The organism is Pseudomonas sp. MDT1-85 (assembly GCF_054898065.1).
Map to the genome: position 1 here is coordinate 48,220 of NZ_CM142715.1, position 18,875 is coordinate 67,094.

Below are 18,875 nucleotides of genomic sequence, written 5' to 3' on the forward strand. Positions count from 1 at the left end.
CCTGAATGACCCTCGAACGCGAAGCCGCCGCCAACACCGCCAAGGTCCTGTCCGAAGCGCTGCCTTACATTCGCCGCTATGTCGGCAAGACGCTGGTGATCAAATACGGCGGCAACGCGATGGAAAGCGAGGAGCTGAAAACCGGCTTCGCCCGCGATATCGTGCTGATGAAAGCCGTCGGCATCAATCCGGTAGTGGTTCACGGTGGTGGCCCGCAAATCGGCGACCTGCTCAAGCGCCTGTCGATCGAGAGCCACTTCATCGATGGTATGCGCGTGACTGACGCGCAGACCATGGACGTGGTGGAAATGGTCCTTGGCGGCCAGGTCAACAAAGACATCGTCAACCTGATCAACCGTCACGGCGGCAGCGCCATCGGCCTGACCGGTAAAGACGCCGAGCTGATTCGCGCGAAAAAGCTCACTGTTACCCGTCAGACGCCTGAGATGACTCAGCCGGAAATCATCGATATTGGCCAAGTGGGCGAAGTGGTTGGCATCAACACCGACCTGCTGAATCTGCTGGTCAAAGGCGACTTCATCCCGGTAATCGCGCCAATCGGCGTCGGCGCCAACGGCGAGTCGTACAACATCAACGCCGATCTGGTGGCCGGTAAAGTGGCCGAAGCGCTGAAGGCTGAAAAGCTGATGCTGCTGACCAACATCGCCGGCCTGATGGACAAGTCGGGCACGGTTCTGACCGGCCTGACGACTCAACAGGTCGACGACCTGATCGCCGACGGCACTATCTACGGCGGCATGCTGCCGAAAATTCGTTGCGCGCTGGAAGCGGTACAAGGCGGTGTGGGTAGCTCGTTGATCATCGATGGTCGGGTGCCGAACGCGATTCTGCTGGAAATCTTCACCGACACCGGTGTGGGCACTTTGATCAGCAATCGCAAGCGTCACTGATTCAAACCTTAAAAAGATCGCAGCCTTCGGCAGCTCCTACGACAGCGGATTTTCGGATGTACGAAAACCCTGTAGGAATTGACGAAGTCTGCGATCTTTTTTATGCGCTCAGGAAATGCCTGACCTGATTGGGCGAAACGTCCGACATCGCGAAGGAAGCAATCTGCATAGGATCTTCCCTGTATTCACAGGAGATTTTCCATGCAAAAAGATTACGTTCCCTATGGCAGCGATGTTTCCCCTGGCACCTATGCCTGCGTCGATTGCGGTCATGAATATTCGAATCAAGCCAAGACCTCGATGCCACCGTGCCCGCAAATCCGGAAAACCCCACACACCCGTCATGGCTGGAAAATTCTTACCGGTCAGGGCGATGCCGCTATTGATCCGTACCCGGAGAAAAGCAATAAACCCGTAGAGATCAAAAAGGCCGAGACATTGCGCAGCACCAGCAAAGAATAATCCTGGAGGACTGAGCCATGCAGATCTCGTTCACGCTCGACGCCCAGGACGCTTGGTCTGAATGCCGTTCAGTGACATCGTCGCGGTCAGCGGCTTGCTGCGGACCCTGACCACTTTCATGTTCAAGATGGATGAAAAACACTCAGGCCCGCAGGCTAGAAAACGCAGCCGAGGAAAGGTATTTGATGCTTAACTCGGTTGCGCCCTGCCCCTGACAAGCGCCTTCATGGCACTTGTTACGTCAACCTGCCGGCCGCCGTTAGCATCATTCGTGGCAGCAGGTTGGACCTGTGTACTTCGACGTGGATCGCACCCTTTACGTGATGGTCGTCTGGGTACTATTTGCGCTGATCAATGGATGGCTCGCTGTGCGGCTCATCGACAAATGGCGGAAGCAGGGTTAGCAGTACGTCCGTTTTCACATTTCAGTATTTGCCCGATTTCAACAGTCGTTGAAATCATCGTATTGGGTGAAAATTCTCGACAATTTTCACCAAAATGGCTATTTTCAGCATTCGTTGAAAAGGGTCAAATCAATGAAAGAGCTCGAAATACACTCAAGAGAAGCGCTGCACAACCTCCTGAGCAAGGTACCGATCCTCGAGATTAAAAGCCTGAAATCTGCCCCGCTTTCAAAAGCCTGGACTCCCGACTTCATTGTCGAGATAAACACATCAGGGAAATCGCACTCTCTGGCCTGCGAGGTGAAAGCAAGTGGCCAGCCCAGATTCATAAACGCAGCCATACTTCAGCTTCGCGACTATGTGAACGAGCGAGGCATAGATGTTACACCTATCGTGGTCGCACCTTATCTTTCGCCCGTTGCCAGACAAGCGTGTCGGGAAAAAGGTGTCGGATATCTGGACCTGGAGGGTAATTCCTGGATTTCGTTCGATGGTGTATTCATTGACCATCAAGTTACTGACAAGCCGCCCTCGGAGAACAGGGAACTGAAGTCTCTCTTCAAACCAAAGTCAGCTCAAATCATTCGTATGATGCTTCGGGAACCAGACCGTGCCTGGCGGGTGATGGAACTCTCCGAAGCTGCCGGAGCGAGTCTGGGTCAAGTCAGTAATGTCCGCACAGCGTTGCTGAATCGAGAATGGGCACGAGCAACAAATGAGGGAGTATGTCTATCCGACCCTCAATCCCTTTTGGATGCATGGGTCGAATCGTATGAGCTTCCATCAGGGGACCGTAAAAAGTTCTATACCGCCCTACATGGCAGCGCATTGGAAAATGCGGCACGGAACGCTATCGGCGAAAGGAGCAACGGACACGCGCTTTTTTCCTCATTTTCTGCCGCCCAATGGCTCGCTCCCTATGCTCGGGTCAGCACGAACTACTTCTATACGGACATTGAAGGTCTGGAAAAATTGGTCAAAGCATTGCAGTTAGTTCCCGCATCAAAGGGAGAAAACGTAGTGATCACTTTACCCAAGGACGAAGGACTTCTATTGGACACCGTTGAAGCCGCTCCGGGCGCCATATGCACCAGTCCAGTCCAGACCTATCTGGACCTATCGGTTGCAGGAGAGCGCGGAAAGGAAGCCGCCGAGTATCTACGACAGGAAAAATTGACATGGCCCCGCTAGTACCTCAAGAGCCTCAATCTGCTTCGGATTATGACGACAGAACGACAATTGCAGTGAAGGCAGTATTAGTCGAAATGGGTCAAATTCTTGGTTCCTTCAAAGGCAAATTTGCAGTGATCGGTGGAGCGGTGCCGTGGCTTCTGCTTGCGAATGACGATATGCAACATGTTGGTACCCTTGATGTCGATTTGAGCCTGGACGCAGAGGCTCTCGGTGAGGGTGAGTACGCGACATTGATCGAAGCACTGATAGGTAATGGGTACGAGCAAAGAGGGGAGCTTCGGCGATTCCAACTCGTTCGCCAGGTTCCCGTGCAGGATGGTGGAGCTGCCATAGATGTGATCGTGGACTTCTTAATGCCGCGCGACGCCGAAATCATCCAAAATAAGCCACCCATTCTCAATGACTTTGCAGTTCAACGCGCTGATGGCGCCGACTTGGCTATGCGTTTTTATCAGATGGTTGCAATTGAGGGCCCCATGCCTACGGGCGGCACTAATCGTGTCGAGGTCGCTGTGTGCTCGATCCCCGCACTGCTTGCGATGAAGGGATACGCCCTGAACGGAAGACATAAACAGAAGGATGCGTACGACATCTACTATTGCGTTCGTAATTATCCCGGAGGTATAGAAGCGCTCGCAGATGAGTGTCGGCCAGTACTTGAAATGGGTAGTGGCGAACAGGGTTTTCAGTTCATCTGCGAAAAGTTTGATATCGCCGAGGGCTACGGCCCGACCTCAGTAAGACGTTTTGTAGAAGACAGCCAAATCCTCGGGGATCGCACACCGGATCAGTGGCAACAGGACGCCTTCGGGCAAATTGATGCCTTGTTGCGCGCCTTGCACCTACGGGAGTAACAGCTTCCCGGACACACAAAGTAAGGCCCTGTTCTCACAGGGCCTTTTCTTTAGACGCCGAACTGAGCGCGGTAGGCTTCAACTGCCGGCAAATGCTGCTTGAGCTGCGGATCGTCGGCCAGGAACTCCAGCACCTGATTCAGCGAAACAATGCTGATCACCGGGATGCCGAAGTCACGCTCCACTTCCTGAATCGCCGACAACTCGCCGTTGCCACGCTCCTGACGGTTCAGGGCGATCAGCACACCGGCGGCCTTGGCGCCGTCCTGGGAGGCGATGATCTGCATCACTTCACGGATGGCGGTGCCTGCGGTAATCACGTCGTCGATGATCAGCACGTCGCCGGTCAATGGCGCGCCGACCAGGCTGCCGCCTTCGCCGTGGGCCTTGGCTTCCTTGCGGTTGAAGCACCATGGCAGATCACGGCCATGATGTTCGGCCAGCGCCACGGCGGTAGTCGCCGCCAACGGGATGCCTTTATAGGCTGGGCCGAACAGCACATCGAACGAAATACCGCTCTCGACGATGGCAGCCGCATAGAAACGACCCAGCTGTGCCAGGGCAGAACCGGAGTTGAACAGGCCGGCATTGAAGAAGTAAGGACTGGTACGTCCGGACTTCAGGGTGAACTCACCGAAGCGCAAAACGCCACGATCAATGGCAAAACGAATGAAGTCGCGCTGATACGCTTGCATGAAAAAAACCCCAAATACCACGGATTTAGCTAATTAGGTAGACGCCGTGTATCATACCCGCACGCGATTTTTGGGGCCACTTATGCGGATCATCAGTGTGAACGTCAATGGTATTCAGGCTGCAGTGGAGCGAGGTTTGCTCAGTTGGCTGCAAGCACAGAATGCCGACGTCATCTGCCTGCAGGACACCCGCGCCTCCGCCTTTGAACTGGACGATCCAGCCTTCCAACTGGATGGCTACTTCCTTTATGCCTGCGAAGCCGAAGTTCCCGCCCAAGGTGGCGTGGCTTTGTACTCGCGGTTGCAACCGAAGGCAGTCATCAGCGGTCTCGGCTTCGAGACAGCCGACCGCTACGGGCGTTACCTGCAAGCCGATTTCGACAAGGTCAGCATCGCGACCTTGCTGCTCCCTTCGGGGCAGAACGGCGATGAAGACTTGAACCAGAAGTTCAAGCTAATGGACGACTTCGCCCGTTATCTGGATAAACAGCGACGCAAACGTCGCGAGTACATTTATTGTGGCTCGCTGTACGTGGCGCAACAGAAGCTGGATATCAAGAACTGGCGCGACAGCCAGCAATCCCCGGGCTTCCTGGCACCTGAGCGTGCCTGGATGGACGAGATTGTCGGCAACATGGGTTATGTCGATGCCCTACGCGAAGTCAGCCGTGAAGGCGACCAGTACAGCTGGTGGCCGGACAACGAACAGGCCGAGATGCTCAACCTGGGCTGGCGTTTCGACTACCAGTTGCTGACCCCAGGCCTGCGCCGCTTCGTACGCAGCGCACGCCTGCCACGTCAGCCACGGTTCTCGCAACACGCACCGCTGATCGTGGACTACGACTGGACGCTGACGATCTAAGCGTCTTTTCGCAGATGCAGAAAAGCCGACTTCACTGTCGGCTTTTTTGTGCACGCCTCATTCCCGTAGGAGCGAGGCTTGCCCGCGAACGGTGCGCCGCGGTGTGTCATCTGCACCGCGTTATCGTTCTTCGCGGGCAAGCCTCGCTCCTACGGAAACAGAGGCGAAGCTACTTCACCAGCCGCCAAGTGAACGGATACCGGTAAGGAAACCCTTCATTAGCCTTCACGCCCGCAATAATCGTCAACACCAGCGCACCGATCGCGACCAGACCAAACAGGAAGAACCCGATGATCACCACCATCAGCAGAAAGCAGATGGCCGAAGCAATGGCGACGGTGATCTGAAAGTTCAGCGCCTCCTTGCCTTGCGCATCGATGAACGGGTCTGACTCGCGCTTCATCTGCCAGAGAATCAGCGGCCCGATCAGCGTGCCGAACGGCAGCCAGATCCCCAGCAAGGCGGACAGGTGACAAAACATCGCCCACTGACGAACCTCTCGGCTCGGCGTGGGTAGCGGCAGTTGCTCGTCACTCATGGCGTCCTCCTTGCGTGGAGCAGGTCCGATCAGTCGGCCAGTGCAGCCTTCTGCAGTTCGAAAATCTCGTTCATGCCTTTCTTCGCCAGTGCCAGCATCGCGTTCAGCTCTTCCGGCTGGAACGGCGCGCCTTCGGCAGTGCCCTGAACTTCGATGAAGCCGCCAGTGCTGGTCATCACCACGTTGAGGTCAGTCTCGGCAGCCGAGTCTTCCAGGTAGTCGAGGTCAAGCACAGGCTCGCCCTGGTACATACCCACCGAAACGGCAGCGATCATTTGCTTGAGCGGGTCGCCACCTTTCAGGCCGCCGCGCTTCTTGATCACTTTCAAGGCGTCGATCAGTGCAACCATCGCACCTGTGATGGACGCGGTGCGGGTGCCGCCATCAGCCTGAATCACGTCGCAGTCGACGTACAGGGTGACGTCGCCCAGCTTGGTCATGTCCAGCGCAGCACGCAGGGAACGACCGATCAAACGCTGGATTTCCAGAGTACGACCGCCTTGCTTGCCGCGGCTCGCTTCACGCTGGTTACGTTCGCCAGTGGCGCGCGGCAGCATGCCGTATTCGGCGGTCACCCAGCCCTGGCCCTGACCTTTGAGGAAACGCGGCACGCCGTTCTCGACGCTGACGGTGCAGATGACTTTGGTATCGCCGAACTCGACCAGCACAGAACCCTCGGCGTGTTTGGTGTAGTTGCGGGTAATGCGGATCGAGCGGAGCTGATCGGCAGCGCGACCACTTGGACGTTTCATAGGGATTACCTGTACGGAGGACGGAAAACTGCCGAGCATTATAGAGCCGTGGGCCGCCCGTGGGCACTTCTAAAAAAATCGCCCGACGATTGAAGCCCCTGAATAGAGCTTAGCCGACGGCCTGCAGCTCTTTGTCACAGCGTGTGTTTGGGCGCATCCGCCCCACTGCGCTACAATCCTGCGCCTTTGCTGCCTGTCGGCTTTAATTCACAGATAGCGGGTCCGCCAAACCATGGGTTACGCGCCGACCTGCATTGCGAGGTACCTCCATGGTGCACAGCATGACCGCCTTCGCCCGCGTCGAAAAAGCCGGCATCCAGGGCACCCTGAGCTGGGAATTGCGCTCGGTCAACAGCCGCTACCTGGAACCCCACCTGCGTTTGCCGGAGTCTTTCCGCGACCTCGAAGGCGCGGTCCGCGAAGCCCTGCGCCAGGAACTGTCCCGGGGCAAGCTCGAATGCACCCTGCGCTTTACTGAAGAAAGCACCGGCAAACCGCTGCAAGTGGACCGCGAGCGCGCCGCGCAACTGGTCGCGGCCGCCGAGACGGTCGCCGGCCTGATCAAGAACCCGGCCGCACTGAACCCGCTGGAAGTCCTGGCCTGGCCCGGCGTGCTGGTGGCCGATGCCGCCGACCCGCAAGCGCTGAATGCCGAAGCCTTGGCGCTGTTCCATCAGGGCCTGAAAGAACTCAAGGCCGGTCGCGAGCGCGAAGGCACTGAGCTGGCGCGATTGATCAACGAGCGCCTGACCTCTATTGAAGGGGATGTGGTGATCCTGCGTGAACTGGTTCCGCAGATGCTCGCCACCCAACGCCAGAAAGTCCTCGACCGCTTCACCGACATGAAGGCCGACCTCGACCCGCAGCGGCTGGAGCAGGAGATGGTCATGCTCACGCAAAAGAGCGACGTTGCCGAAGAACTGGATCGCCTGAGCACTCACATCATCGAAGTTCGCCGGGTGCTCAAATCCGGCGGCGCTGCCGGTCGGCGCCTGGACTTCCTGATGCAGGAACTCAACCGCGAAGCCAACACACTGGGCTCCAAAGCCTTCGACCCGCGCAGCACGACAGCGGCGGTCAACCTCAAAGTGTTGATCGAGCAGATGCGCGAACAAGTGCAGAATATTGAGTAAGGCAAACCCGACATGACCCACAGCACTGGCACCCTGTACATCATTTCCGCCCCTTCGGGCGCGGGCAAGAGCAGCCTGGTCAAGGCCCTGACCGACGCTGATCAGGAGATCCGTGTCTCGGTCTCCCACACCACCCGCGCCATGCGTCCCGGTGAAGTGAACGGCGTGAACTATCACTTCGTCGAACGCAGCGAATTCGTCAAGATGATCGAGCACGGGGATTTCCTCGAGCGCGCCGAAGTGTTCGGCAATCTCTATGGCACCTCGCAAAGCCACCTGCAGCAGACCCTGGATGAAGGCCACGACCTGATTCTGGAAATCGACTGGCAGGGTGCCGAGCAAGTGCGCAAGTTGATGCCCCAGGCACGTTCGATCTTCATTCTGCCGCCGTCCCTGCATGCCTTGCATCAGCGCCTGACCAATCGTGGCCAGGACAGCGATGAAATCATCGAAGGCCGGATGCGCGAAGCCGTCAGCGAGATGAGCCACTACGTCGACTACGACTACTTGATCATCAACGACGATTTCGCCCACGCACTGCGTGATTTGCAGGCGATTTTCCGCGCCAATCAGCTGCATCAGAAGCGTCAGCAGCAGCGCCACGGTAAATTATTGGCTGAATTGCTCGGCTAAACAGCGCTTCCCAAAACCGCTGCAAGGGCTTTACATTGGCACTTATAGCGCGTCGAAGAGCCTGGTCAAAAAATCAGCGCTTCCCTAATCGCTGGTGATTTTTTAAACTGTTGAGTCCGCTCGCCCACCCGGGCAGCGCGCATATTGCATTCGCTCCGAGGAATACCATGGCCCGCGTAACCGTTGAAGACTGCCTGAACCACGTGGAAAACCGTTTTGAACTGGTCATGCTGTCCACCAAGCGTGCCCGTCAACTGGCCACCGGCGGCAAAGAGCCTCTGGTTCAGTGGGAAAACGACAAGCCTACCGTTGTGGCCCTGCGCGAAATCGCGGAAGGCCTGATGAGCTACGAGTTCATCGCCAACGCAGAAATCGTCGAAGACGAACCGCTGTTCGCAGCGTTCGAGGACGAGTCCAACGAGGCAGTATAAGCCTATGCCTGGTCGACGTAGCACGGCGCGGGGTCACAACGAACGGCAGGAATTATCATGCCGAGCATAGACGCCCTCGCCGATCGCTTATCGACCTACCTCGGCAAGGACCAGGTCAACCTGGTCCGCCGAGCGTACTTCTACGCCGAACAAGCCCACGATGGTCAACGCCGTCGCAGCGGTGAGGCGTACGTCACGCACCCACTCGCGGTTGCGAATATTCTTGCCGACATGCATATGGACCATCAGAGCCTGATGGCGGCCATGCTGCATGACGTGATCGAGGACACCGGTATTGCCAAAGAAGCGCTGCAAGCGCAGTTCGGCGAAACCGTGGCCGAACTGGTCGACGGGGTCAGCAAACTGACCCAGATGAACTTCGAGACCAAAGCCGAAGCCCAGGCCGAAAACTTCCAGAAAATGGCCATGGCCATGGCACGCGACATTCGCGTGATCCTGGTCAAGCTGGCCGACCGCCTGCACAACATGCGTACCCTGGAAGTGCTGTCCGGCGAAAAGCGCCGGCGGATCGCCAAGGAAACCCTGGAAATCTATGCGCCCATCGCCAACCGGCTGGGCATGCACGCCATCCGCATAGAATTCGAAGACCTCGGCTTCAAGGCCATGCACCCGATGCGTTCCGCGCGGATCAACCAGGCAGTCAAACGCGCCCGGGGCAACCGCAAGGAAATCGTCAACAAGATCGAAGAGTCCCTCAGCCACTGTCTGGCCATCGATGGCATTCAGGGCGAGGTCAGCGGTCGTCAAAAACACCTCTACGGCATCTACAAGAAAATGCGCGGCAAGCGTCGGGCCTTCAACGAGATCATGGACGTCTACGCGTTCCGGATCATCGTCGACAAGGTCGATACCTGCTACCGCGTGCTGGGCGCTGTACATAATTTGTACAAACCGTTGCCGGGTCGCTTCAAGGATTACATCGCGATCCCCAAGGCCAACGGCTACCAGTCGCTGCACACCACGCTGTTCGGCATGCACGGTGTACCGATCGAGATCCAGATCCGCACCCGTGAAATGGAAGAGATGGCCAACAACGGCATCGCCGCCCATTGGCTGTACAAATCCAGCGGCGACGAGCAGCCCAAAGGCACCCATGCCCGCGCCCGCCAGTGGGTCAAAGGCGTGTTGGAGATGCAGCAGCGAGCCGGCAACTCGCTGGAGTTCATCGAAAGCGTGAAGATCGACCTGTTCCCGGACGAGGTCTACGTGTTCACGCCCAAAGGCCGGATCATGGAGCTGCCCAAAGGCTCCACGGCGGTCGACTTCGCTTACGCGGTGCACACTGACGTGGGCAACAGCTGCATTGCCTGTCGGATCAATCGTCGTCTCGCGCCGCTGTCCGAACCGCTGCAAAGCGGCTCCACGGTCGAAATCGTCAGCGCCCCGGGCGCACGGCCGAACCCGGCTTGGCTCAATTTCGTGGTCACCGGCAAGGCGCGGACCCACATCCGCCACGCGCTGAAACTGCAACGCCGTTCCGAGTCCATCAGCCTCGGCGAACGCCTGCTGAACAAGGTACTCAACGGTTTCGACAGTTCCCTGGAAAAAGTCCCGGCCGAGCGCGTGCAGTTGATGCTCCACGAATACCGCCTCGAACTGATCGAAGACTTGCTCGAAGACATCGGCTTGGGCAATCGCATGGCTTACGTGGTCGCCCGTCGCCTGCTCGGCGAAGGCGAACAGCTGCCGAGCCCGGAAGGTCCGCTGGCGATTCGTGGCACCGAAGGCCTGGTGCTCAGTTACGCCAAGTGCTGCACGCCGATCCCGGGAGACCCGATTGTCGGCCATCTGTCCGCGGGCAAAGGCATGGTGGTGCACCTGGACAACTGCCGCAACATCAGCGAAATCCGCCACAACCCGGAAAAATGCATCCAGCTCTCGTGGGCCAAGGATGTCACCGGCGAATTCAATGTCGAGCTGCGCGTCGAACTGGAACACCAGCGCGGCCTGATTGCCCTGCTGGCCAGCAGCGTCAACGCGGCCGACGGCAATATCGAAAAAATCAGCATGGACGAACGCGACGGTCGTATCAGCGTGGTCCAACTGGTGGTCAGCGTGCACGACCGCGTGCACCTGGCCCGCGTGATCAAGAAACTGCGCGCCTTGACCGGGGTGATTCGCATCACCCGCATGCGCGCGTAGCCCACCCTTCACAAGGAGTCATACATGACCAAGACCGTTATCAACAGCGACAAGGCCCCGGCCGCCATCGGTACTTATTCCCAGGCGATCAAGGCTGGCAACACCGTTTACATGTCGGGTCAGATTCCTCTGGACCCAAAAACCATGGAACTGGTTGAAGGCTTCGAAGCCCAGACCGTCCAGGTGTTCGAGAACCTCAAAGCCGTGGCTGAAGCTGCCGGTGGTTCGTTCAAGGACATCGTCAAACTGAACATCTTCCTCACCGACCTGAGCCACTTCGCCAAGGTCAACGAGATCATGGGCAAGTACTTCGACCAACCTTACCCAGCCCGCGCCGCCATCGGCGTAGCAGCCCTGCCAAAGGGTTCGCAGGTTGAAATGGATGCCATTCTGGTCATCGAGTAATGTGTCCGGCGCAGCTCTCTAAAGCTGCGCCGCTGCCATATGTATAGAAAGCGTCTTGAAAGGATTCCACCATGCGCCAAGCGCTAGCTCTCTCGCTGGTCGCCCTTCTCTTGGGCGGTTGTGCCAGCAACCCTGCCGATCGTGATATCAGCGGCACCTGGATCAATCAGTCGGCGATCGATGCTGCATCCAAAGGTGCCCCCCTGCGGGAAGCGCTCCAGGCCTATGGCCCGAATCTGGAATGGGACGTCAACACCCGAGCCGGTCAGGCCCGCTACACCAATGGTTTTGAAAACGTCGACGGCAAGCTGCTGGGCGAAGAGTCCGGCGCCTGGAAAGTCGACTTTTATGGCAGCTCCGCCAGCGAGCTGAAGCGTGATGGCAAGCAACTGAGCCAGGCCGCCAACGACAACGAGCCGGAGCAAGTTTTCGACCGCGCCTTAGTCCCGGCGCCGGAAGGCGCACCGATTGGCGCGAGTTTCGAGCGAGCGCTGTATTCGGCTTATATGGGCGGCAGCTGGAAAATTCTCAGCGGCCCCGGCGAAGGCAACACCGTGCAATTCCAGCCCGATGGCCAGGTTGCCGGCCTGCCGAGTGCAGATCGCTACGCGCTGTGCCTGGCCGGTGATTGTGCGTCGATGAGCGGCGGTAACGACAACATGTGGCTGCAATTGAACGGCCAGGGCAACACTTGGATCTTTGCACGCAAGGGCAAGGAACTGGAGATCTTCCAGGCGGTGAACACTGCGCAGGCGGATGAAATGCCGCAGTTCACCCCGGGTGATCGCAAATGGTTGCTGGAAAAGCAGTAACCCGACCCCAAGACCAACGCAGAAGCAAATGTAGGAGCGAGGCTTGCCCGCGAAGACGGTGTAACAGTCGACATAGATGTTGGATGTTACGACGTCTTCGCGGGCAAGCCTCGCTCCTACAGTATTGATGGTGACTGGAAGTTAGCAGCGGTCTTCGAGGATCGCGGCATAGCCTTCGCGAAAACTTGGATATTTCGGCACCCAGCCCAATGCCTTCGCCCGGGCATTGCGGCAGCGCTTGCTGCCGGCACGACGCACACTCGCATCCTCGGCCCATTCGGTCACGCCCAGATACTCACGCAACCAGCTCACCACTTCCGCCAGCGGTGCAGGCGCGTCGTCGACACCTATATAGATGTCATCCAGCACAGCCCCCCGTTGATCCGCCTCCAGCAGATACGCCATCAACCCCGCCGCATCGTCCGAGTGAATACGATTGCCGTATAACGGTGGATCGATCGCCACGCGATAACCCCGACGAACCTGAGTCAGCAGAAACTCTCGGCCCGGACCGTAGATCCCGGTCAAGCGCACGATGCTCGCCGGGATGCCGCTCTCAAGCGCCACTTGCTCGGCTTCCAGCATCACACGCCCTGAATAGCCAGCCGCCACGGTCGGCGAGTTCTCGTCGACCCACTCGCCCTCTTGCTGGCCGTAAACGCTGCTGCTGGAAACGAATAGCAGCCGATTGGGCACTTGCCCGTAGTCGCCCAGCCATTCCAGCACATGCTGCAAGCCCTGAACATAGGCGGCGCGGTAACCGGCTTCATCGTGATCGGTCGCTGCCGCGCAATACACCAGGTAATCCACCGCACCGATTGGCCAGGTCGCCGGGCAGTCTTTATTGAACAGGTCGCCGGCAACGCCAATCACACCCTTGGGTAGACGTGATATGTCACGCCGCAAGCCGTGAACCTCCCACCCCGAAATCAGCAATTGCGTGGCTAGACGACTGCCGACATCACCGCAGCCGGCGATCAAAACAGAAGGCGCGGACATCAGAAAACTCCTATCGGAAAGCTACAGACTAGCGTCGGCAAAGGACACGCGGCTAGCAATGAAGGAAAAAAAGATACTCTATTACTTTTGTTAACAAGAATTACTTGCAATAATGCACGCCACTTTTGTTCTCGGCCTCACGAGGCCTGGAAGAACATTTACCGTCTTTTCCTCTCAGGTCCGGCCAGCATGACACCCAATCAATTCCCCGCTTCGCCAACCAAACGACCTCGCGCCTGGAGCGCGGTGGCCGCCCTGCTGCTCAGCCTGATGCTGGCGCCGACCGCCGCCTTCGCCGATGCACAAGCGCCGGCCACACAGCCCGCTACCGCCCAAACACCCGCCACGCCTGCCGTGACACCTGCCGCGACCGATACGGTCCAGGCCTTGGACGCCGCTGATGTACCAGAAGTCCTCGAAGCCGACAACACCCTGGGCATGGCCCATGACTTGTCGCCGTGGGGCATGTACCAGAACGCCGACATCATCGTGAAGATTGTGATGATCGGCTTGGCTATCGCCTCGATCATCACCTGGACCATCTGGATCGCCAAGGGCTTCGAGCTGATGGGCGCCAAGCGTCGTCTGCGCACTGAAATCGTCCACCTGAAAAAAGCCGCCACCCTTAAAGAAGCCAGCGCAACGGCAGCCAAGGAAGGCACTCTCGCCAACCTGCTGGTCCACGACGCGCTGGAAGAAATGCGCCTGTCGGCCAACAGCCGCGAGAAGGAAGGCATCAAGGAACGCGTGAGCTTCCGCCTGGAGCGCCTGGTCGCGGCCTGCGGTCGCAACATGAGTAGCGGCACCGGCGTACTCGCCACCATCGGTTCCACCGCGCCGTTCGTCGGCCTGTTCGGCACCGTGTGGGGCATCATGAACAGCTTCATCGGTATCGCCAAAACCCAGACCACCAACCTCGCCGTCGTAGCTCCCGGCATCGCCGAAGCCCTGCTGGCAACCGCGCTGGGGCTGGTTGCAGCGATTCCTGCGGTGGTCATCTACAACGTCTTCGCCCGCTCTATCGCCGGTTACAAGGCGCAAGTGTCCGACGCCTCGGCGGAAGTCCTGCTGCTGGTCAGCCGTGATCTCGACCACCTGCCGGCCGAGCGTAGTAGCTCGCAACCGCACATGGTGAAAGTGGGGTAATCGGCCATGGGCCTGCATTTGAAAGAAGGCGCAGACGACGATCTGGCCGAGAACCACGAAATCAACGTCACGCCGTTCATCGACGTGATGCTGGTGCTGTTGATCATCTTCATGGTGGCCGCGCCGCTGGCCACCGTGGACATCAAGGTCGACCTGCCTGCTTCCACCGCCAAACCCGCGCCGCGGCCAGAGAAACCGGTGTTCCTCAGCGTGAAAGCTGACCAGCGCCTGTTCCTCGGCGAAGACGAAGTGAAGGCCGAGACCCTTGGCGCCACGCTCGACGCCAAGACCCAAGGCAAGAAAGACACGACGATCTTCTTCCAGGCCGATAAAGGCGTGGACTACGGCGACCTGATGAGCGTGATGGACGCCCTGCGCGCCGCCGGCTACCTGAAGGTCGGCCTGGTCGGACTCGAGACGGCAGCCAAGAAATGATCAACACGCGCCAAAAGCTGACGCGTTACAGCGCGAGCCTGGCCGTGGTGCTGGGCGTCCATGCGCTGGCCATTGCGCTGGCGCTGAATTGGACGTCGCGCCCGCCGATCGAGCTGCCGCCGCAGGCGATGATGGTCGAGCTGGCGCCGGTTCCGGCCCCGCCACCGCCCGCACCGCCGAAGGTGATCACGCCACCACAGCCACCGGCCCCGGTGGAAGAACTGCCGCTGCCGAAACTCGCTGAAGCGCCGAAGGCCGAGATTGCCGTGCCCAAGCCGGTCAAACCCAAGCCGAAGCCTCAACCGCCCAAGCCTGTGGAGAAAAAGCCGGAGCCGCCGAAAGAAAAGCCTTCCGAGGAAAAACCGAGCGACGCGCAACCGACCCAGGCGCCGACGGAGAAATCCGCTCAGCCGGCACCCGGCCCATCGTCGGCGCAGCAAGCTGCCAAGGCCAGCTGGCAAAGCGCCCTCCTCGCGCACCTGGCCAAGAACAAAAAGTACCCGGCCAGCGCCCAGCAGCGAGGCAAGGAAGGCTTGAACCGTCTGCGCTTTGTAGTGGATGCCGAAGGTAACGTGTTGTCGTACGAACTGGTGGGCCGCTCCGGCAACGCCGATCTGGACCGGGCCACCCTGGAAATGATCCGCCGCGCCCAACCGCTGCCCAAGCCTCCGGCCGACATGCTGAACAACGGCTCCATCGAAATCGTTGCACCATTTGTTTACTCGCTGGAACGTCGTCGTTAAAGGCACCGCCGAACCAATGTGGGAGCGAGCCTGCTCGCGATGAGGCCATAACATTCAACATCCTCATTGACTGTTAAACCGCCATCGCGAGCAGGCTCGCTCCCACAGGGTTATGTAACAACCATTAAAGGCACCGAAAGGTGCCTTTTGCCTATCCGTAAACGCCAAACCTGCATTGCCCTGTGTCACTCAGCACACTCAGTCTGATAACGTGCGTCTATCGATTGCAGCCGGTATGCTTGGCTCGCAACTTCATGGACGCTTGCTATGACTCTGACAGAATTACGCTACATCGTTACCCTCGCCCAAGAGCAGCACTTCGGCCATGCGGCCGAGCGTTGCCACGTCAGCCAGCCGACCCTGTCGGTGGGCGTGAAAAAGCTTGAAGACGAACTCGGTGTGCTGATTTTCGAGCGCAGCAAGAGCGCCGTGCGCCTGACCCCGGTCGGCGAAGGCATTGTCGCCCAGGCGCAGAAAGTCCTGGAGCAGGCCCAAGGCATCCGCGAACTGGCCCAGGCCGGCAAGAACCAGCTGACCGCCCCCCTGAAAGTCGGCGCGATTTATACCGTCGGCCCGTATCTGTTCCCGCACCTGATTCCACAACTGCACCGGGTCGCTCCGCAGATGCCGTTGTACATCGAAGAAAACTTCACCCACGTGCTGCGCGACAAACTGCGCAACGGCGAACTCGACGCGATCATCATCGCCCTGCCATTCAACGAAGCCGACGTACTGACCTTGCAGCTCTACGACGAGCCGTTCTACGTCTTGATGCCGGCCCAGCACCCATGGACCCAAAAGGAAACCATCGACGCCGCCCTGCTCAACGACAAGAGCCTGCTGCTGCTCGGCGAAGGCCACTGCTTCCGCGATCAAGTGCTGGAAGCCTGCCCGACCCTGGCCAAAGGCAACGACGGCGCCAAACACACCACGGTGGAATCCAGCTCTCTGGAAACCATTCGCCACATGGTCGCGTCCGGTCTGGGTATTTCGATCCTGCCGCTGTCGGCGGTCGACAGCCATCACTACGCTCCCGGCGTGATCGAAGTGCGCCCACTGAGCGCGCCCGTGCCATTCCGCACCGTGGCCATCGCCTGGCGCGCGAGCTTCCCGCGGCCGAAGGCGATTGAAATCCTCGCCGACTCCATTCGCCTGTGCTCGGTGGCCAAGCCGCCAGCGCCGGTGGTGGCCGGATAAGTCGCTGCCATGACCGAGTTGTCGCAAGTGTCGGTGACGGCACTCAAGGGTGTCGGCGAAGCCATGGCCGAGAAACTGGCCAAGGTCGGCCTGGAAAATCTCCAGGACGTGCTGTTCCACCTGCCGCTGCGTTATCAGGACCGCACCCGTGTGGTCCCGATTGGCCATTTGCGACCTGGGCAAGATGCCGTGATCGAAGGCACCGTCAGCGGCGCCGACGTGGTCATGGGCCGACGCCGCAGCCTGGTTGTCCGTCTGCAGGACGGCACCGGCGGGCTCAGTCTGCGCTTTTATCATTTCAGCAACGCCCAGAAAGAAGGCCTCAAACGCGGCACGCGCATTCGTTGCTACGGCGAAGCGCGGCCCGGTGCGTCGGGGCTGGAGATCTACCACCCGGAATACCGCGCCATCACCGGCGATGAGCCGCCGCCGGTGGATGAAACCCTGACCCCGGTCTACCCGCTCACCGAAGGCCTGACCCAGCAGCGTTTGCGCCAACTGTGCATGCAAACCCTGACCCTGCTCGGGCCCAGCAGCCTGCCCGACTGGCTGCCGACCGAACTGGCCCGAGACTATCAACTGGCGCCACTGGCCGATGCGATCCGCTACCTGCATCACCCACCCGCCAATGCCGATGTCGACGAACTCGCCCTCGGTCATCACTGGGCGCAGCATCGGCTGGCCTTCGAAGAACTGCTGACCCATCAACTGTCCCAGCAACGCCTGCGCGAGAGCATGCGTGCCCTGCGCGCGCCGGCGATGCCGAAAGCCACGAAGCTGCCCGCTCAGTATTTGGCCAACCTCGGCTTCACGCCGACCGGCGCCCAGCAACGGGTCGGCAACGAAATCGCCTACGATCTCAGTCAGCACGAACCGATGCTGCGGCTAATTCAGGGCGACGTCGGCGCCGGTAAAACCGTGGTCGCCGCCCTCGCCGCGCTTCAGGCGTTGGAAGCCGGTTATCAGGTCGCGCTAATGGCGCCCACAGAGATTCTCGCCGAGCAGCACTTCATCACCTTCAAGCGCTGGCTCGAGCCGCTAGGCATCGAAGTCGCGTGGCTGGCCGGCAAGCTCAAGGGCAAAAACCGCGTAGCCGCGCTGGAGCAAATCGCCAGCGGCACGCCAATGGTGGTCGGCACCCATGCGCTGTTTCAGGAAGAGGTGCAGTTCAAGAACCTGGCGCTGGCGATCATCGACGAACAGCACCGCTTCGGCGTACAGCAGCGTCTGGCATTGCGGCAGAAAGGCGTCGGCGGACGAATGTGTCCGCACCAGCTGATCATGACCGCCACGCCAATCCCCCGGACGCTGGCCATGAGCGCCTACGCCGACCTCGACACCTCGATCCTCGACGAACTGCCCCCCGGCCGTACCCCGGTGAATACGGTGCTGGTCACTGACACCCGGCGCGTCGAAGTGATCGAGCGGGTGCGCGGCGCCTGTGCCGAAGGGCGTCAGGCCTATTGGGTGTGCACGCTGATCGAAGAGTCTGAAGAGCTGACCTGTCAGGCCGCCGAAACCACTTTTGAAGACCTCACCGCCGCCCTCGGCGAGCTGAAAGTCGGCTTGATCCACGGCCGCATGAAGCCCGCCGAGAAAGCTGCGGTGATGGCCGAGTTCAAGGCCGGCAACCTGCAACTGCTGGTCGCCACCACGGTGATCGAAGTTGGCGTCGACGTGCCCAATGCCAGCCTGATGATCATCGAAAACCCCGAACGTCTCGGGCTCGCGCAGCTGCACCAGTTGCGTGGCCGTGTCGGTCGGGGCAGTGCCGTCAGCCATTGCGTGCTGCTTTACCATCCGCCGCTGTCGCAGATCGGCCGTCAGCGCCTGGGCATCATGCGCGAAACCAACGACGGTTTTGTCATCGCCGAAAAAGACCTCGAACTGCGCGGCCCCGGCGAAATGCTCGGCACGCGCCAGACCGGCCTGCTGCAATTCAAAGTCGCAGACCTGATGCGCGATGCCGACTTGTTGCCCGCCGTGCGCGACGCCGCGCAGGCCTTGCTCGAGCGCTGGCCGGATCATGTCAGCCCGCTGCTCGACCGCTGGCTACGCCACGGGCAGCAATACGGCCAAGTGTGAGCACTGTCGCAGTTTCTGGGC

General features: G+C 59.4%; 21 protein-coding genes. 17 read left to right on the forward strand and 4 right to left on the reverse strand.

The features are described 5' to 3' along the window. The first annotated feature begins 5 nt into the window (after positions 1–5). The 5 genes from argB (at position 6) to ACYZT2_RS00260 (ending at position 3,825) form a co-directional block, all read left to right on the forward strand. The gene (argB, locus tag ACYZT2_RS00240) at positions 6–911 is read left to right on the forward strand and encodes an acetylglutamate kinase (RefSeq protein WP_008007602.1); all 906 of its coding nucleotides are present in this window, start codon (positions 6–8) and stop codon (positions 909–911) included. Between the two features lie 201 nt (positions 912–1,112). Further along, positions 1,113–1,373: a hypothetical protein gene (locus tag ACYZT2_RS00245; RefSeq protein WP_461969140.1), complete on the forward strand. Its 261-nt coding sequence runs from the start codon at positions 1,113–1,115 to the stop codon at positions 1,371–1,373. Between the two features lie 61 nt (positions 1,374–1,434). Beyond that, positions 1,435–1,566 (forward strand): hypothetical protein, encoded by a 132-nt coding sequence (locus ACYZT2_RS00250; protein ID WP_461969142.1) that lies wholly within the window; start codon positions 1,435–1,437, stop codon positions 1,564–1,566. A gap of 343 nt (positions 1,567–1,909) precedes the next feature. Next, entirely contained in the window at positions 1,910–2,968 is a 1,059-nt protein-coding gene (locus tag ACYZT2_RS00255; RefSeq protein WP_461969144.1) for a type IV toxin-antitoxin system AbiEi family antitoxin, read from the forward strand. Continuing rightward, positions 2,956–3,825 carry a hypothetical protein gene (locus ACYZT2_RS00260; protein ID WP_461969146.1) on the forward strand — a complete coding sequence of 290 codons (870 nt, stop codon included), beginning with the start codon at positions 2,956–2,958 and terminating at the stop codon, positions 3,823–3,825. The genes ACYZT2_RS00255 and ACYZT2_RS00260 overlap by 13 nt, the downstream gene beginning before the upstream one ends. 50 nt (positions 3,826–3,875) lie before the next feature. On the opposite strand, the gene pyrE is transcribed toward ACYZT2_RS00260, so the two are convergent. Then, complete coding sequence (gene pyrE, locus ACYZT2_RS00265) at positions 3,876–4,520, reverse strand: orotate phosphoribosyltransferase (protein WP_007894680.1); 645 nt, start codon at positions 4,518–4,520, stop codon at positions 3,876–3,878. An 82-nt stretch (positions 4,521–4,602) separates the two neighbouring features. On the opposite strand from pyrE, the gene ACYZT2_RS00270 reads away from it, so the two are divergent. Beyond that, positions 4,603–5,382, forward strand: a complete 780-nt coding sequence (locus tag ACYZT2_RS00270; RefSeq protein ID WP_007934608.1) for an exodeoxyribonuclease III — start codon at positions 4,603–4,605, stop codon at positions 5,380–5,382. A 169-nt stretch (positions 5,383–5,551) separates the two neighbouring features. Here ACYZT2_RS00270 and ACYZT2_RS00275 read toward each other — a convergent pair whose 3' ends face one another. Both ACYZT2_RS00275 and rph read right to left on the reverse strand, forming a co-directional pair. Beyond that, on the reverse strand, positions 5,552–5,920 hold the full coding sequence (locus ACYZT2_RS00275; protein ID WP_217856866.1) for a DUF4870 domain-containing protein: 369 nt from the start codon (positions 5,918–5,920) through the stop codon (positions 5,552–5,554). A 29-nt stretch (positions 5,921–5,949) separates the two neighbouring features. Next, the gene (rph, locus tag ACYZT2_RS00280) at positions 5,950–6,672 is read right to left on the reverse strand and encodes a ribonuclease PH (protein WP_461969148.1); all 723 of its coding nucleotides are present in this window, start codon (positions 6,670–6,672) and stop codon (positions 5,950–5,952) included. 269 nt (positions 6,673–6,941) lie between these two features. Between rph and ACYZT2_RS00285 the strand changes: the two genes are divergently transcribed. The 6 genes from ACYZT2_RS00285 (at position 6,942) to ACYZT2_RS00310 (ending at position 12,249) form a co-directional block, all read left to right on the forward strand. Then, the gene (locus ACYZT2_RS00285; RefSeq protein WP_461969150.1) at positions 6,942–7,805 is read left to right on the forward strand and encodes a YicC/YloC family endoribonuclease; all 864 of its coding nucleotides are present in this window, start codon (positions 6,942–6,944) and stop codon (positions 7,803–7,805) included. A 12-nt stretch (positions 7,806–7,817) separates the two neighbouring features. Next, complete coding sequence (gene gmk / locus ACYZT2_RS00290) at positions 7,818–8,438, forward strand: guanylate kinase (protein ID WP_461969152.1); 621 nt, start codon at positions 7,818–7,820, stop codon at positions 8,436–8,438. 167 nt (positions 8,439–8,605) lie between these two features. Further along, positions 8,606–8,869: a DNA-directed RNA polymerase subunit omega gene (gene rpoZ, locus ACYZT2_RS00295; RefSeq protein ID WP_007894670.1), complete on the forward strand. Its 264-nt coding sequence runs from the start codon at positions 8,606–8,608 to the stop codon at positions 8,867–8,869. Positions 8,870–8,926: 57 nt separating this feature from the next. Beyond that, a complete protein-coding gene (spoT, locus tag ACYZT2_RS00300; RefSeq protein ID WP_007934594.1) occupies positions 8,927–11,032 on the forward strand; it encodes a bifunctional GTP diphosphokinase/guanosine-3',5'-bis pyrophosphate 3'-pyrophosphohydrolase in 2,106 nt (701 codons plus the stop codon). A gap of 24 nt (positions 11,033–11,056) precedes the next feature. Then, a complete protein-coding gene (locus ACYZT2_RS00305; RefSeq protein WP_003177257.1) occupies positions 11,057–11,437 on the forward strand; it encodes a RidA family protein in 381 nt (126 codons plus the stop codon). A 71-nt stretch (positions 11,438–11,508) separates the two neighbouring features. Then, on the forward strand, positions 11,509–12,249 hold the full coding sequence (locus ACYZT2_RS00310; RefSeq protein ID WP_461969155.1) for a hypothetical protein: 741 nt from the start codon (positions 11,509–11,511) through the stop codon (positions 12,247–12,249). Positions 12,250–12,390: 141 nt separating this feature from the next. Here the strand turns inward: ACYZT2_RS00310 and ACYZT2_RS00315 are convergent, their stop codons facing one another. After that, on the reverse strand, positions 12,391–13,248 hold the full coding sequence (locus ACYZT2_RS00315) for an NAD-dependent epimerase/dehydratase family protein (protein WP_461969157.1): 858 nt from the start codon (positions 13,246–13,248) through the stop codon (positions 12,391–12,393). 189 nt (positions 13,249–13,437) lie between these two features. Between ACYZT2_RS00315 and exbB the strand changes: the two genes are divergently transcribed. The 5 genes from exbB (at position 13,438) to recG (ending at position 18,854) form a co-directional block, all read left to right on the forward strand. Continuing rightward, entirely contained in the window at positions 13,438–14,394 is a 957-nt protein-coding gene (gene exbB / locus ACYZT2_RS00320; RefSeq protein ID WP_461969159.1) for a tonB-system energizer ExbB, read from the forward strand. A gap of 6 nt (positions 14,395–14,400) precedes the next feature. Then, positions 14,401–14,829: a TonB system transport protein ExbD gene (exbD, locus tag ACYZT2_RS00325; protein WP_007894651.1), complete on the forward strand. Its 429-nt coding sequence runs from the start codon at positions 14,401–14,403 to the stop codon at positions 14,827–14,829. Then, positions 14,826–15,572, forward strand: a complete 747-nt coding sequence (locus ACYZT2_RS00330; protein WP_461969161.1) for a TonB family protein — start codon at positions 14,826–14,828, stop codon at positions 15,570–15,572. Before exbD ends, ACYZT2_RS00330 begins: the two co-directional genes overlap by 4 nt. A gap of 267 nt (positions 15,573–15,839) precedes the next feature. Then, on the forward strand, positions 15,840–16,769 hold the full coding sequence (locus tag ACYZT2_RS00335) for a hydrogen peroxide-inducible genes activator (RefSeq protein WP_223490359.1): 930 nt from the start codon (positions 15,840–15,842) through the stop codon (positions 16,767–16,769). 9 nt (positions 16,770–16,778) lie between these two features. Continuing rightward, positions 16,779–18,854: an ATP-dependent DNA helicase RecG gene (recG, locus tag ACYZT2_RS00340; RefSeq protein WP_461969164.1), complete on the forward strand. Its 2,076-nt coding sequence runs from the start codon at positions 16,779–16,781 to the stop codon at positions 18,852–18,854. Positions 18,855–18,875: the final 21 nt, after the last annotated feature.

Coding starts and splice junctions, on each gene's coding strand:
- ACYZT2_RS00315 (WP_461969157.1), bottom strand. CDS start 13,248: ATGTCCGCGCCTTCTGTTTTGATCGCCGGCTGCGGTGATGTCGGCAGT.
- exbD (WP_007894651.1), top strand. CDS start 14,401: ATGGGCCTGCATTTGAAAGAAGGCGCAGACGACGATCTGGCCGAGAAC.
- argB (WP_008007602.1), top strand. CDS start 6: ATGACCCTCGAACGCGAAGCCGCCGCCAACACCGCCAAGGTCCTGTCC.
- ACYZT2_RS00270 (WP_007934608.1), top strand. CDS start 4,603: ATGCGGATCATCAGTGTGAACGTCAATGGTATTCAGGCTGCAGTGGAG.
- ACYZT2_RS00310 (WP_461969155.1), top strand. CDS start 11,509: ATGCGCCAAGCGCTAGCTCTCTCGCTGGTCGCCCTTCTCTTGGGCGGT.
- recG (WP_461969164.1), top strand. CDS start 16,779: ATGACCGAGTTGTCGCAAGTGTCGGTGACGGCACTCAAGGGTGTCGGC.
- rpoZ (WP_007894670.1), top strand. CDS start 8,606: ATGGCCCGCGTAACCGTTGAAGACTGCCTGAACCACGTGGAAAACCGT.
- ACYZT2_RS00275 (WP_217856866.1), bottom strand. CDS start 5,920: ATGAGTGACGAGCAACTGCCGCTACCCACGCCGAGCCGAGAGGTTCGT.
- ACYZT2_RS00245 (WP_461969140.1), top strand. CDS start 1,113: ATGCAAAAAGATTACGTTCCCTATGGCAGCGATGTTTCCCCTGGCACC.
- pyrE (WP_007894680.1), bottom strand. CDS start 4,520: ATGCAAGCGTATCAGCGCGACTTCATTCGTTTTGCCATTGATCGTGGC.
- ACYZT2_RS00250 (WP_461969142.1), top strand. CDS start 1,435: ATGCCGTTCAGTGACATCGTCGCGGTCAGCGGCTTGCTGCGGACCCTG.
- ACYZT2_RS00285 (WP_461969150.1), top strand. CDS start 6,942: ATGGTGCACAGCATGACCGCCTTCGCCCGCGTCGAAAAAGCCGGCATC.
- ACYZT2_RS00305 (WP_003177257.1), top strand. CDS start 11,057: ATGACCAAGACCGTTATCAACAGCGACAAGGCCCCGGCCGCCATCGGT.
- ACYZT2_RS00260 (WP_461969146.1), top strand. CDS start 2,956: ATGGCCCCGCTAGTACCTCAAGAGCCTCAATCTGCTTCGGATTATGAC.
- exbB (WP_461969159.1), top strand. CDS start 13,438: ATGACACCCAATCAATTCCCCGCTTCGCCAACCAAACGACCTCGCGCC.
- gmk (WP_461969152.1), top strand. CDS start 7,818: ATGACCCACAGCACTGGCACCCTGTACATCATTTCCGCCCCTTCGGGC.
- ACYZT2_RS00335 (WP_223490359.1), top strand. CDS start 15,840: ATGACTCTGACAGAATTACGCTACATCGTTACCCTCGCCCAAGAGCAG.
- ACYZT2_RS00255 (WP_461969144.1), top strand. CDS start 1,910: ATGAAAGAGCTCGAAATACACTCAAGAGAAGCGCTGCACAACCTCCTG.
- ACYZT2_RS00330 (WP_461969161.1), top strand. CDS start 14,826: ATGATCAACACGCGCCAAAAGCTGACGCGTTACAGCGCGAGCCTGGCC.
- spoT (WP_007934594.1), top strand. CDS start 8,927: ATGCCGAGCATAGACGCCCTCGCCGATCGCTTATCGACCTACCTCGGC.
- rph (WP_461969148.1), bottom strand. CDS start 6,672: ATGAAACGTCCAAGTGGTCGCGCTGCCGATCAGCTCCGCTCGATCCGC.